The 12,190-nt window shown below is 61.3% G+C and carries 17 protein-coding genes; 13 read left to right on the top strand and 4 right to left on the bottom strand.

Features of this window, described 5'->3' with window-relative positions; all coding sequences use genetic code 11:
• The first annotated feature begins 190 nt into the window (after window positions 1–190).
• The 6 genes from ACP7E6_RS09490 to ACP7E6_RS09465 all read left to right on the top strand — a co-directional run bounded on the left by ACP7E6_RS09490 (window position 191) and on the right by ACP7E6_RS09465 (window position 4,474).
• Entirely contained in the window at window positions 191–1,057 is an 867-nt protein-coding gene (locus tag ACP7E6_RS09490) for a peptidylprolyl isomerase (protein ID WP_426229504.1), read from the top strand.
• A 144-nt stretch (window positions 1,058–1,201) separates the two neighbouring features.
• Window positions 1,202–2,443, top strand: a complete 1,242-nt coding sequence (gene argJ, locus ACP7E6_RS09485) for a bifunctional glutamate N-acetyltransferase/amino-acid acetyltransferase ArgJ (RefSeq protein ID WP_426229503.1) — start codon at window positions 1,202–1,204, stop codon at window positions 2,441–2,443.
• The gene (locus ACP7E6_RS09480; protein ID WP_426229502.1) at window positions 2,443–3,222 is read left to right on the top strand and encodes a GNAT family N-acetyltransferase; all 780 of its coding nucleotides are present in this window, start codon (window positions 2,443–2,445) and stop codon (window positions 3,220–3,222) included. The genes argJ and ACP7E6_RS09480 overlap by 1 nt, the downstream gene beginning before the upstream one ends.
• A gap of 2 nt (window positions 3,223–3,224) precedes the next feature.
• Window positions 3,225–3,638, top strand: coding sequence for an 8-oxo-dGTP diphosphatase MutT (gene mutT, locus ACP7E6_RS09475; RefSeq protein ID WP_426229501.1), 414 nt, complete (start codon window positions 3,225–3,227; stop codon window positions 3,636–3,638).
• Window positions 3,639–3,831: 193 nt separating this feature from the next.
• Window positions 3,832–4,152, top strand: coding sequence for a hypothetical protein (locus tag ACP7E6_RS09470; RefSeq protein WP_426229500.1), 321 nt, complete (start codon window positions 3,832–3,834; stop codon window positions 4,150–4,152).
• A gap of 139 nt (window positions 4,153–4,291) precedes the next feature.
• Entirely contained in the window at window positions 4,292–4,474 is a 183-nt protein-coding gene (locus ACP7E6_RS09465; protein WP_426229498.1) for a Flp family type IVb pilin, read from the top strand.
• Window positions 4,475–4,489: 15 nt separating this feature from the next.
• On the opposite strand, the gene ACP7E6_RS09460 is transcribed toward ACP7E6_RS09465, so the two are convergent.
• Window positions 4,490–5,380: a methyltransferase domain-containing protein gene (locus ACP7E6_RS09460; protein WP_426229497.1), complete on the bottom strand. Its 891-nt coding sequence runs from the start codon at window positions 5,378–5,380 to the stop codon at window positions 4,490–4,492.
• Window positions 5,381–5,448: 68 nt separating this feature from the next.
• On the opposite strand from ACP7E6_RS09460, the gene ACP7E6_RS09455 reads away from it, so the two are divergent.
• From ACP7E6_RS09455 to ACP7E6_RS09425, 7 genes are all read left to right on the top strand, one after another.
• A complete protein-coding gene (locus ACP7E6_RS09455; RefSeq protein WP_426229495.1) occupies window positions 5,449–6,237 on the top strand; it encodes a ComF family protein in 789 nt (262 codons plus the stop codon).
• Window positions 6,238–6,285: 48 nt separating this feature from the next.
• On the top strand, window positions 6,286–6,543 hold the full coding sequence (gene grxC, locus ACP7E6_RS09450) for a glutaredoxin 3 (protein ID WP_426131566.1): 258 nt from the start codon (window positions 6,286–6,288) through the stop codon (window positions 6,541–6,543).
• A gap of 12 nt (window positions 6,544–6,555) precedes the next feature.
• Window positions 6,556–7,410 (top strand): carbon-nitrogen hydrolase family protein, encoded by an 855-nt coding sequence (locus ACP7E6_RS09445; protein WP_426229494.1) that lies wholly within the window; start codon window positions 6,556–6,558, stop codon window positions 7,408–7,410.
• Window positions 7,407–7,835, top strand: coding sequence for a DUF1178 family protein (locus ACP7E6_RS09440; protein ID WP_426229492.1), 429 nt, complete (start codon window positions 7,407–7,409; stop codon window positions 7,833–7,835). Before ACP7E6_RS09445 ends, ACP7E6_RS09440 begins: the two co-directional genes overlap by 4 nt.
• Window positions 7,836–8,091: 256 nt before the next feature.
• Complete coding sequence (locus ACP7E6_RS09435; protein WP_426229491.1) at window positions 8,092–8,373, top strand: ribbon-helix-helix domain-containing protein; 282 nt, start codon at window positions 8,092–8,094, stop codon at window positions 8,371–8,373.
• Window positions 8,363–8,677 (top strand): type II toxin-antitoxin system RelE/ParE family toxin, encoded by a 315-nt coding sequence (locus ACP7E6_RS09430; protein ID WP_426229490.1) that lies wholly within the window; start codon window positions 8,363–8,365, stop codon window positions 8,675–8,677. Before ACP7E6_RS09435 ends, ACP7E6_RS09430 begins: the two co-directional genes overlap by 11 nt.
• A 276-nt stretch (window positions 8,678–8,953) precedes the next feature.
• Window positions 8,954–9,517 carry a GNAT family N-acetyltransferase gene (locus ACP7E6_RS09425; RefSeq protein WP_426229489.1) on the top strand — a complete coding sequence of 188 codons (564 nt, stop codon included), beginning with the start codon at window positions 8,954–8,956 and terminating at the stop codon, window positions 9,515–9,517.
• A 64-nt stretch (window positions 9,518–9,581) separates the two neighbouring features.
• Here the strand turns inward: ACP7E6_RS09425 and ubiG are convergent, their stop codons facing one another.
• The 3 genes from ubiG to ACP7E6_RS09410 all read right to left on the bottom strand — a co-directional run bounded on the left by ubiG (window position 9,582) and on the right by ACP7E6_RS09410 (window position 12,054).
• On the bottom strand, window positions 9,582–10,328 hold the full coding sequence (gene ubiG, locus ACP7E6_RS09420) for a bifunctional 2-polyprenyl-6-hydroxyphenol methylase/3-demethylubiquinol 3-O-methyltransferase UbiG (RefSeq protein ID WP_426229488.1): 747 nt from the start codon (window positions 10,326–10,328) through the stop codon (window positions 9,582–9,584).
• 54 nt (window positions 10,329–10,382) lie between these two features.
• Complete coding sequence (locus tag ACP7E6_RS09415) at window positions 10,383–10,769, bottom strand: hypothetical protein (protein WP_426229487.1); 387 nt, start codon at window positions 10,767–10,769, stop codon at window positions 10,383–10,385.
• A gap of 514 nt (window positions 10,770–11,283) precedes the next feature.
• Entirely contained in the window at window positions 11,284–12,054 is a 771-nt protein-coding gene (locus tag ACP7E6_RS09410) for an SDR family oxidoreductase (RefSeq protein ID WP_426229486.1), read from the bottom strand.
• Between the last annotated feature and the right edge of the window lie 136 nt (window positions 12,055–12,190).

Here is a 12,190-nt window from a genome sequence, read left to right as displayed (position 1 = left end):
TTCCGCGAAATACTATGAAACGCCCGGAACTGTTCTGGACGCGAGGTTGCGTGACAGATAAGAGGGGGGTCGAATTATGTCAACGGAGTTGAGGTACGCCAAGGCTACAGAACGGCCACAATCTGATGATGTGGAACGTTTCAGGCCGGCCGTGACCGCGGTTTCGGATACCATCGTGGAAGGTATGAGGATGTTGAAATACAAAATGCTTGCGGCTGTTGCCCTGATCGCTGTCATGGCCGCCCAAGGCCCGGTAGCGGCACAGGATGCCGCCGATCCGGTCATCGCCAAGGTCGGCGGCGCGGAAATCCACCAGTCGGAGCTTGATTACGCCCTGACCGGTCTTGACCCGCAGCTGGCCCAGCTGCCGGAAGATCAGAAGCGCGCCGCAGCCCTTTCCGGTCTGATCGACGTCAAGCTTCTGGCCAAGGATGCCGACAAGGAAGGCCTGCAGAATGATGCGGATTTCAAGAAGCGTCTCGCCTACCTGACCGACCGCGAATTGCACAATGCCTTCTTCAAGAAGCACGTTGTCGATGCGGTCAAGCCGGAAGAGGTCAAGGCCCGCTACGACGTGGAAATCGCCAAGATCCCTGCGCAGGAAGAAGCCAAGGCCCGCCATATCCTGGTGAAGACCGAGGAAGAAGCCAAGGCGATCATCAAGGATCTGGATGCGGGTAAGGACTTCGCGACCATCGCCAAGGAAAAGTCAACCGACCCGAACAAGGCTGACGGCGGCGATCTCGGCTACTTCACCAAGGATCGCATGGTTCCGGAATTCTCGGAAGCCGCTTTCAAGCTCGAAAAGGGCAAGTACACGGAAGTGCCGGTGAAGACCCAGTTCGGCTTCCACGTCATTCTGCTCGAAGACAAGCGCATGCAGCCGCCGCCGCCGTTTGAGCAGGTCGAGCCGCAGGTCAAGCAGCTGGTCATGCGCGACAAGTACATCGAGCTTCTGGCTGCGGCCAAGAAGGATGCCGGCGTCGATATCACCGACCCGGCCCTGAAGAAGGCTTATGACGAGGCGAACAAGGCGGAAGCCGCGACCGCCAACTGATGAGATCGAGCGTGACCGTTCGTCTTCGGCCGGTCACGCCTTTCTGATATACAGTGAACGACACAGGTCCCGGAGGCGTCAGGCTCTTCGGGATTTCGTTTGTGGGCCCGCAGGCCGGGCCATCATCGCTAAACAGGGTTGATCATGTCCGGTTCCGTTTCCCCGCTTGCTCCGAAATCCTTCGCCGACATGCCGCCCGTGCGCGGCGTGCGCATGGCAACCGCCGCTGCCGGCATCAAGTACAAGAACCGTACCGATGTGCTGCTGATGGTCTTCGATGAACCGGCTGCTGTCGCCGGCGTCTTTACCAAATCGCGTTGCCCGTCGGCTCCCGTCGATTTCTGCCGTCAGAACCTGTCTGGCGGCATAGCCCGTGCCGTGGTCGTCAATTCCGGCAATGCCAATGCCTTTACCGGCAAGAAGGGCAGGGCTGCGACCGAGCTGACGGCGAAGTCGGCTTCAGAAGCGGTTGGGTGCTTGACCGGGGAAGTGTTTCTTGCTTCGACCGGCGTCATCGGCGAGCCGCTGGACGCAACAAAGTTTGCCGGTGTTCTCAGCGACATGACCACGCAGGCAACCGGCGATTTCTGGTTCGAGGCCGCCAAGGCGATCATGACCACCGACACCTATCCGAAAGTGTCAACCCGCACCGCTAAGATCGGCGGCGTCGCCATCACCATCAACGGCATCGCCAAGGGCGCCGGCATGATCGCGCCGGATATGGCGACGATGCTGTCCTTTGTCGTGACCGATGCGGATATCGCGCCGGAAGCCCTGCAGGTTCTGTTGTCGGAAGGCACGGGGCCGACCTTCAACTCCGTCACCGTCGATAGCGATACCTCGACCTCCGACACGCTGATGCTGTTTGCCACCGGTGCTGCCGGCAAGGACGGCCAGACGAAGATCGTCAGCCCGACCGATCCGGCGCTCGATGGTTTCCGTGCAGCGTTGAACGATCTTCTGCGCGATCTGGCATTGCAGGTGGTCCGCGACGGCGAAGGCGCCCGCAAGATGGTTGCCGTCACCGTCGAAGGCGCCGAAAGCGACGCTGCTGCCAAGCGTATCGGCCTGTCGATTGCCAATTCACCGTTGGTGAAGACGGCGGTTGCCGGCGAGGACGCCAATTGGGGCCGCGTGGTCATGGCTGTCGGCAAGGCCGGCGAACTGGCAGACCGCGACCGGCTGGCGATCTGGTTCGGTGATGTGCGCGTTGCCCTCGATGGCGAGCGTGATCCGACCTATTCGGAGGCCGCTGCAACGGCCGTCATGAAGGAAGAAGACATCGCCATTCGTGTCGAGATCGGTCTCGGGTCCGGCAAGGCGACCGTCTATACCTGCGATCTGACCAAGGAATATATCGAGATCAATGGCGACTACCGGAGCTGATGGCAGTGCAGGATACGATTTCGAAAGCCGATTTGCCGAACGTGCGCCGCCTGGAAGCCGTCGGTTTTCGCGCCTGGCCTGCGGCGTCGGTGCAGTATGACGGCAGCTGGCTGATCCGCTTGACGGCCGGCCATGATTCCAAGCGGCTGAATTCGGTCAATCCGCTTGATCCGTCCGACAGCCGCGATATCGAGATCCGGCTGCAGAAGGCCGCCAAGCGCTTTTCCGACTATGGAAGGCCGCTGACCGTTCGCCAGACGCCGCTGACGCCACCGCAGCTGATTGCCTTCATGGATGAGCATCGCTGGCCGGTATTTTCCGAGACCATCGTGATGATGGCGGATATTCCGCCGAACGATACGAAAGAAGCCATCGAGCATCTGCCGTTGCGCGATGTCGGCCGTTTCGTCGACGCCCGGCTGCAGATTTGTGGCGAAAGCAGCCAGGACAAGGCGGGTCTCACCGAAGTCATCAACGCGATCAAGCCGGAATGCGGGCTGTTTCTGTTCGAGGCGCAGGACGAGGGACCGATCGCAGTGTCGCTTGCCGTTCATGACAATGATCTTGCAGGGATTTTGCAGGTGGCGGTCTCCGAGAGCGTTCGGCGGCAGGGCGTCGGCAGCGCCATCGTGAATGCGTCGCTGCGCTGGGCCCGTCTGCGTGGCGCCCGCACGGCCTGGCTTTCGGTCGAGAGCGACAATGACGCCGCGATCACGCTCTATCGCAAGTTCGGATTCAGGGATGTCTACCGGTATGCCTACCGACGCGAAGGGGTATGACCATGGACGTTGCCGGCCGAAAGATTCTTCTGGTCGCGGCCTGCGCTCTGGTCGATAGCGACGGCCGGATCCTTCTCGCCCAGCGGCCGGAGGGAAAGTCGCTGGCGGGGCTATGGGAATTTCCCGGCGGCAAGGTCGAGCCCGGGGAGACGCCGGAAGAAACGTTGATCCGCGAACTGGACGAGGAGCTGGGAGTTCGCACCAAGGTCGCGTGCCTGGCGCCTTTGACATTTGCCAGCCACACCTATGAGGATTTTCACCTGCTGATGCCGCTCTATGTCTGCCGGCGCTACGAGGGCGTCGCCTATGGCCGCGAAGGCCAAGCGGTGAAATGGGTTCGCCCCAAGGCCCTGCGTGATTATCCGATGCCGCCCGCAGACGAGCCGCTTATCCCCTACTTAATGGATTTGCTCTGATCTAATCCTCAAAATTTCTGTTTTATTAATCGAACATTTATCACCCTCCCGCAAAATCAGCCTCGAGTAAGTGCCGGTGTCTATTGGTTTGGGGATGATTCCCGTAGCCGATACCGGTTTTTATAGGCGTCGACATGGTGAAGTGGTCCGTGAGCCGGCTTCAGGGAAACGCACGTATTCGAAGAGGCAGACGATGGTCGATGACGATTTTTGGAGAACGGTTCAGGACAAGGATCTGGTGACGACCCAGAGCCGCCGGACCGGTGCGCTTAATCTGTCGCTGCTGTTCGGTACGGCCGTCATCGCGCTGACACTGATTTTGACGCCGATGTTGACGTCGAAGACGGACAACAAGGTGCTGGCCGACGCGCCGATCGACTACGATAATATTCAGACCGGCTCGATCCCGAGCAGCCCGCCGGCCAAGCGCTATACCGTGCGCCGCAGCGTGCTGCAGGAAATGCCGGGCGCCGTCTGCATTATTGACGGCGATGGAAGCAAAAGCGGCTGCTGACGCCCTCGGGGCCGGGACTGTCCCGGCATTCCTGTTCGTTGCCAGTCGTGGTCGGAACCGACCGATGACGATGGTACATATCGGTGCTTTTCGGGTGAGATCGCCTGTTGGGGCATGCGCAGGACAGGCTGGGGAGCCCATGACGACACTGATCCGGTTTCTGAAGGACCAATCCGCAGCGACGGCCGTCGAATACGGTCTGCTGGCCACCTTGATTTCGATCGGCATGATCGTCGGGCTAGGGGCATTCTCGGATTCACTGCTGGCTGTCTTTCAGACGATTACCAAAGCCATTATCGGCGCCGGCGCCGGCGCCGTCTAAAGCCGGCACGCATTCTTATTGTCCATCCTTCAACGGCAGTTCCCGCGTGCTCAGCGCATCGGACAGCCGTTGTTTCGCCGAGCCCGGTTTCAGCGGTTTCTGCTGGCTTTCGTGCGGTGCCCAGCCGGAAATATAGATAATTGAAAACGTCGCCCGGATGCGGCCGTCCGGGTCGCCAAAACGCTCGGCGTAGATTTCGGCGGCACGCACGAAAAAGCGGCGGGTCAGCGGTTTGCGGCTGCGGGCTGCGAGCGGATTGGTCATGCCCATCGACCGCAGGTCTTTCAACAGCGAAAACAGCGACGCGTAACGCACCGTATAGCTTTCGGTATCGGCAACCGGCAGGCTGAAGCCGGCACGTTGCAGGAGTGCACCGATATCGCGGACGTCGGCAAAGGGGATGACGCGCGGGCTGGCGCCGCCGGTCAATTCGCTTTCTGCGGCAAGAAGAACCTCGCGCAATTCCTGCAAGGTGCCGGAGCCGGGAATGGCGGCGAGGAACAGGCCATCGGGTTTCAGCGCACGGCGCACCTGGATGAACACGCCGGGCGTATCGTTGGTCAGGTGCAGCGACAGCGGCGAGACGATCAGGTTTGCCGATTCTGGTGCGAGCGGCACCGTTTCCAGTGACGCGGCGGAGACTTTTTCATTTGCGGCGGCAAAAGCGGCATCTGTTTCGACCCGCTCGATTTCGGTGACCTTGCCGGTATTGGCGATGTAGCGGGCGGTCAGGCCGGTATAACCGTGCAGTTCGACGGCCTTGTCGAAATGCCGTTCGACGACACTCAGGCGTTCGGACAACTCTTGGGCGGCAATCTCCAGCAGGAATTGCGCCTTTGGATCGCCGTTGCGAAAGGCGCGCTTGCGGCGGGCCTCGATGAGCGTCTGGTCGAAAACGATATCCATGGCTTTGCTTTCCTGATCGCTCGAAAATCTGATCGCAATGAAACCCGGCTCGCCGTAATGTCAACCTCATGGGGGACGAAGAGGCTGAAAATCCGGGGTGGCGGCTGGCCAATAGCTTGCGCGGAGGTTTGCGCGGCCTGTGGGCTGCTGCGGTCGATGCGGTCTATCCGCCGGTCTGTGCCGGTTGCGGCCGGATGACCGGGCGGCATCGCGGTGTCTGTGCCTCGTGCTGGGCGACGCTACGGCTGATCGAGCGGCCCTATTGCGAGGTTCTGGGCCTGCCGTTTTCGCATGATCTGGGGGCTGGCATCCTGTCGGCCGATGCCATTGCCAATCCGCCGGTATTCGAGCGGCTGCGCTCCGTCGCCATCCATGACGGCATTGCCAAGTCGCTTGTCCATGGCCTGAAATACCGCGACCGCACCGATCTGGCCGTGATGATGGCGGAATGGATGATAAGGGCCAGCGACGGCACAGTTGCGGCCTGCGATGTGGTCGTTCCGGTGCCGCTGCATGCTTTTCGCCTCTGGAGCCGCAAGTTCAACCAGTCCGCCGAGCTTGCCCGGGCGATTGCCCATAGCTCGGGTAAACCTTTTCTGGCCGCGGCGCTGATCCGCAACAGACGCACCGCCCAGCAGGTGGGGCTGGGCGTCAGCCAGCGGCAGGAGAATGTGCGCGGCGCCTTCTCGGTGACCGGGACCGGCAGGGCGGCGCTGTTCGGCAAGCGGGTCGTTCTGGTCGACGATGTCTATACGACAGGGGCGACGGTATCGGCCGCCACAAGGGCGTTGAAGAAGGCGGGGGCGGCGGATGTCACCGTTTTGACCTTTGCAAGAGCCGTGTCCGGTCTTATATGACACGGTATGTGATGCTGGCGCAGGGCCGGCGAAGGAGCAGATCAACTCATGGCTTCGGTCGTCATTTATACCCGTCAATTCTGCGGCTATTGTTCCGCTGCGAAGAAACTTCTGGAAACCAAGGGCGTGACGTTCGAGGAACATGACGCGACCTATGCGCCGGAGGTTCGCCAGAAGATGATCGAGCGCTCGAACGGCGGCACGACCTTCCCGCAGATCTTCATCAACAATGCCCATATCGGCGGCTGCGACGACCTGCATGCGCTGGAACGCGCCGGCAAGCTGGACGCGATGCTCGCCGCGTAAGGAGACGCTTCGATGACGCTCAAGGCCGCAGCGATCCAGATGTGTTCCGGTGTCGATCCGGCTCGCAATGCCGAGACGATGGTACGGCTCGTCCGCGAGGCCGCCGCACAGGGCGCAACCTATGTGCAGACGCCGGAAATGACCGGCGCGCTGCAGCGGGACCGGGCCGCGATGAAGGCGGCGCTGCGCGACGAGAGCAATGATCTGATCGTTGCCGCAGCGTCGAAGCTTGCCGGCGAACTCGGCATCCATCTGCATGTCGGCTCGACGGCGATCGGGCTTGCCGATGGCAAGATGGCCAATCGCGGCTTTCTGTTCGCCCCGGACGGCCAGAAAATCACCCATTACGACAAGATCCACATGTTCGACGTCGATCTCGACAATGGCGAGAGCTGGCGGGAAAGCTCCGCCTATACGCCGGGCGGCACGGCGCGGCTGGTCAGCCTGCCGTTCGGCAAGCTCGGCTGCGCCATCTGCTACGATGTGCGTTTCCCCGAACTCTTCCGGGCGCAGGCTGCGGCCGGAGCGCAGATCATGTCGGTACCAGCCGCCTTTACCCGCCAGACCGGCGAGGCGCATTGGGAAATCCTGCTGCGCGCCCGGGCCATCGAAAACGGCATGTTCGTCATCGCCGCTGCCCAAGCCGGCGTGCATGAGGACGGCCGCGAGACGTTTGGCCATTCGATGATCATCGATCCGTGGGGACGTGTTCTCGCGTCCGCCGGCGGCACCGGCGAAGGCATCGTTGTCGCCGATATCGACATCGGCGCGGTTGCCGCTGCGCGGGCGAAAATTCCCAACCTGAAGAACGGCCGGGCGTTCACGCTGGAGGAAGTGCCCAGCGCTTCCAAGGACGTGGCCGCTTGATCAAGTACACGCTTGCCTGTGATAACGGCCATTCGTTCGAAGGATGGTTTTCCTCGAGCGCCGACTTCGACCGTCAGGCTGAACTCGGGCTGGTGTCCTGTCCCGTTTGCGGTTCGGCCACCGTCGGCAAGGAACTGATGGCGCCCTCGGTTTCGACAGCCCGCAAGAAGGACGAGACCAAGGTGCTGATGATGGATCAGGCCCGCAAGGAGGCGGTCGCCAAGATCCGCGAACTGGTCACGTCCATTCGCGAAAATGCCGAGGATGTGGGCGCAAAGTTTCCCGAGGAAGCGCGCAAGATCCATTATGGCGAGGCCGAGCAGCGCGGGTTGATAGGCCAGGCGACGATCGATGAAGCCAAGGCCCTGCTCGAGGAAGGCATCGAGATCGCCGCCCTGCCGGTTCTGCCCGACGATGTGAACTGAGAGGACGGCCGCATCAGCCAGAGCATTCACTTTCAAAGAACCCTTCACCGCCGATGGCAAAGTCCATGCGACCGACCCTGAAAAAGTCCGGCGGATCGCGGAGGAGAATGCCAAAGGGCAGGCCGATCTGTTGGCGCATGTGCTGACGCTGAAAGTCTAGGGCGGGGCAAGGGGCGGGAACGCAGTTGCCCGATCTGCTTGGCAGCGAGGTCAAACGGTAGTAATATTTACTACCACTCAAGCTTGGAGACCTCTGATGTCCAACGTAGAGAAAATCAGCGTTGCGCTGACAACGCAGCAGGCGGCGATGCTTCGCGATGCCGTTGGAACCGGGGCCTACGCCACAACGAGTGAAATTGTCCGCGAAGCAGTGCGTGACTGGTCTGCGAAATGGGAGATCCGGCAAGCCGATACACGCAGGCTGAGCGAGTTGTGGAATGAGGGCAAGGCGAGCGGCAAACCCGTCGCCATCGACTTTGACCAGTTGCGAGAGGAAGTCCGCCAGGAACTCCGCGCCGCGCAGAAAAATGTCGGCTGATCTCGTCTGGTCACCCTTGGCACAGGCGGATATTCGCCGAATCTATGTGGAAATCGGCCGTGAGCAACCACAGGCCGCCGAGCGCTTCTACGAGCGGTTTCAGCACAAAGCCGGCCTTCTGATCGACCAGCCGCGCCTCGGTATGCGACATCCGGAGATCAGCCCGGCTGCTCGAATGCTTGTGGAGGCGCCGTTTGTGATCCTCTACGAGACGATACCCAATAACGACGAAGGCCTTGTGAAAGTGGTGGAAATCGTACGCGTCATCGACGGCCGACGTGACCTAAAAAATCTCATCACATGAACGGGCTTACAGCCGACACGCGGAATGGAGTTCGGCTGTCTGCAAGCTTTTACATGTCAAAGAACGGAACGACCCAGGACATAATTTCCTCCGTCTGGCTCGATCTATTGCAGTCTAGCACAGCGGCAAGGGGTGGGGATGATGGTGCATTGGCTTTTTGAGGTGGCCCGGGCAGGCGTCGGGTTTTCCGGCGCGCGGGAAAGGTTGCAGCACTCTTTCAATTCAACGGCTTGATACCCATCTGCGGGCGGTATGCAGAATGGAGTTTCGAGACTGATGGATTTTTCCGACCTTCGCTTTTCCACTGAACGCCTCGAAATACGGCGGTTCGTGCCCGGCGATTTTGCGGCTTTTCATGCCTATCACAGCCAGCCTGAGGTCTACCGTTATCTCTATGCCGAGCCGCTAGACGATGCTGCGGCCGCCGAAAAATTCCAGAGGGCGAGCGCGCCTCGGCTGCGCGAGGACGATGATGCCGCCGTGTTTGCCGTCGAGCGCCGTGAGGACGGTGCCGTCATTGGCGAAGTGGTGCTGAAGCTTGCAAGTGCGATCGCACGGCAGGTGGAGGTCGGTTACATCTTCAATCCGGTCTTTGCAGGCAAGGGCTATGCTACCGAGGCGATGCGGGCCGTTCTGGACTTCGCGTTTTCGCGGTTGAATTTCCACCGCGCCTTTGCCCGGCTCGATGCCGCGAATGCCGGCTCGGTCGGGGTTGTCGAACGGCTGGGCATGCGGCGCGAGGCCCATCTGATCCAGAACGACCAGTTCAACGACATCTGGGGCGACGAATTCATCTATGCGCTGCTCAAGGACGAATGGATGGCGCGGCAAAAGGGCTAAAGACCCGCCAGCGCCGAAAAAGTTCTGCCGCGAAGCAGATCGCGGCAGGGCAGGGAGCCCGTGGTTACGCCGGGCGCCTGGCGACGATCATGTAGTTGACGTCCATGTCCTTCGACAGGTTCCACTGGTTGGACAGCGGATTGAAAAAGACGCCGGTGCGATCGGTGATCTGCATGCCGCTTGCCGTGATCGGCTTTTCGAGTTCTTCGGGGCGCACCAGCTTTTCATATTGGTGGGTGCCGCGCGGCAGCCAGCGCAGGACGTTTTCGGCGGCGAAGATGGCAAGTGCCGCCGCCTTCACCGTGCGGTTGATGGTGGCGACGAACATCAGGCCGCCGGGGCGCACCATCGAGGCGCAGGTGCTGATGAAGAATTCGACATCGGCGACATGCTCGACCACTTCCATGTTGAGCACGACATCGAAGGTCTCGCCGGCTTCGGCAAGCGATTCCGCCGTCACCGCCCGGTAATCGACGGCGACGCCGCTGCCGGCCGCGTGGGTTTTGGCGATCATGATGTTCTTTTCCGAGGCGTCGGCGCCGACCACGTCGGCACCCATGCGGGCCATCGGCTCTGACAGGAGGCCGCCGCCGCAGCCGATATCGAGGACCCGCAGGCCCTTCAGCGGTTGCAGCGCCTTGGCCTCGCGGCCGAAATTGTCCGAAACGCGGTCGCGGATATAGGTGAGGCGAACCGGATTGAACTTGTGCAGCGGCCGGAATTTGCCCTTCGGATCCCACCACTCGGCGGCCATGGCGGAAAACCGGTCGACTTCGGTCTGGTCGATGGTGCTGCGGGCCTGTTCGGTCATGGTCGGAACTCCTTGGATCATACCCTTGTGAAGTCGGATGATCGGTCGTGAAAGTCAAGGGTTGGCAGTGTCGCGCCTCGTCTGGCGGCCTTTCAGGCAACGATCGAATTTCGGCAGGTCTTCATCCGGATAGGCAATCATGTCTCTTTGAAGATCATCGAGGCATTCCGCAAATGTCTCGAAAGCTGCGGCACTGGCTGTTGCCATGCAGCGTGGCAGTTTTGCGCAGGCGTTGCCGGACAGGCCGGTTTCGCGCTGGGCGCGGATTTTGCGCTCCTGGTGCGCGGAGGCAAGCATTTCCCCGCTGCAGGCGTTATCGCGGCGGCATTTGCGGATTGGGCAGACGCGCCATGCGCTGTGAATGGTCAAGGTGGTGCGGCATTGGCGTTCGTGATCGGCGGACACGCGTTTTTCATATTCGGAAAGATCCGGTTTTGGCATGGGATGTTCCTTTGGCTACGGGATCAGACAAGACAGGCGTTCGCATTCACGCGGCGTGTTTCGCCCGTGGCATGCCGTTGCGGTGATCTTTTTGCGCCGGGGCGCCGGCAGGATCCGCCGGGGCACATCGTGTGCCGAAGTGTTTGGTAGTAAATGACACGCGATGTGCCCCGTCTCGGTGGTTTTTACCTGCAACTTCGATTTCTCTGCGGGGATGACGGCACCCTTTTGATACGGGGCGGCGCTTACGGCTGTTCGCCGTCTCGCCACGAAAGGCCTGTCTCTCGACACACCCGTCGCCGGTCCTCATGTGTGCCTCACAGGCACGCCCCGCCATTTTTCAGACGGGAGGGAAATCACTTTCTGCAGGCCCCAACAGCCGCGCCTGCGTTTCAAACACAGACCGAAGGCACCGGCCCCACCTCGCCGGCAACGCTTTCCGGTGTATCCGATGGCAGGACGAGATGATTGTGCCACGGTTTTTGGGGGCGGGGATTTGCGGGGATAATTTTTTTTACGTCCGGTTGATCGAGACGCCGCCGTCGACCAGCATGGCGGTGCCGGTTGTGAAGCTGGACGCATCCGAGGCGAGGTAGAGGACGGAGCGGGCGATCTCCTCCGGTTTGGCCATGCGCTTCAGGGCATGCAGGCCTTCGACGAAGGCAAGAACTTCCGGCCCGGCGCCGGGCGCATTGGTAAAGCTCATCGGCGTATCGGTGCCGCCGGGCAGGATCGCGTTGACGCGGATACCCTTCTGCCCCAGTTCCGCAGCAAGGCTCTGGGTCAGGCCGATCAATCCGGCTTTTGCTGCGGCATAGGCGCTGGTGTTGGGCATGCCGGCAGTATGCCCGACAAAGCTGGAGGTGAAGATCAGCGAGCCTGCGCCGCGCGATGCCATGGCGGGGACCTGATATTTGGCGCCGAAATAGGCGCTTGTCAGGTTGGTGTCGATGGTTTCCTGCCATCCGGCTGTCGAAAGATCGGCGATCGCAGCCATTTCGCCGGTCGTGCGGGCATTGTTGAAGGCGATATCGAGACCGCCGAATATTTCCGTGGCAGCGGCGACCAGGGCGCGGGCGTGGGCCTCGTCGCGGACATCGCCGTCGATGGCGAACGCCTTGCCGCCTTCGGCCTCGATCTCCGCGACGAGTTCGTCGAGGGCGGTCCGGCGGCGGCCCGAGACGATCAGGCTTGCCCCTTCGCGGGCAAACAGTTTTGCCGTTGCGCGGCCGATACCGGAACTGGCGCCGGTGATGATGGCGACCTTGTTGGAAAGCGTGGACATGATGGAAACTCCTCTGGTTGCGGGAGGTTCAATCGCAGCACGGGCGGGATGCCGCCACCCGTTTCCTGCGCGCTATCACGCTGCCCGCCGCCGGCCGGGTTGCGAAGGGCGGGGATGATCCTTTACGCCGGGTCGA

Source organism: Pararhizobium sp. DWP3-4 (genome assembly GCF_049898205.1).
GTDB lineage: Bacteria > Pseudomonadota > Alphaproteobacteria > Rhizobiales > Rhizobiaceae > Pararhizobium.
The sequence above is the reverse complement of the archived record's forward strand: the minus strand, read 5'-3'. Positions and strand labels throughout refer to the sequence as shown.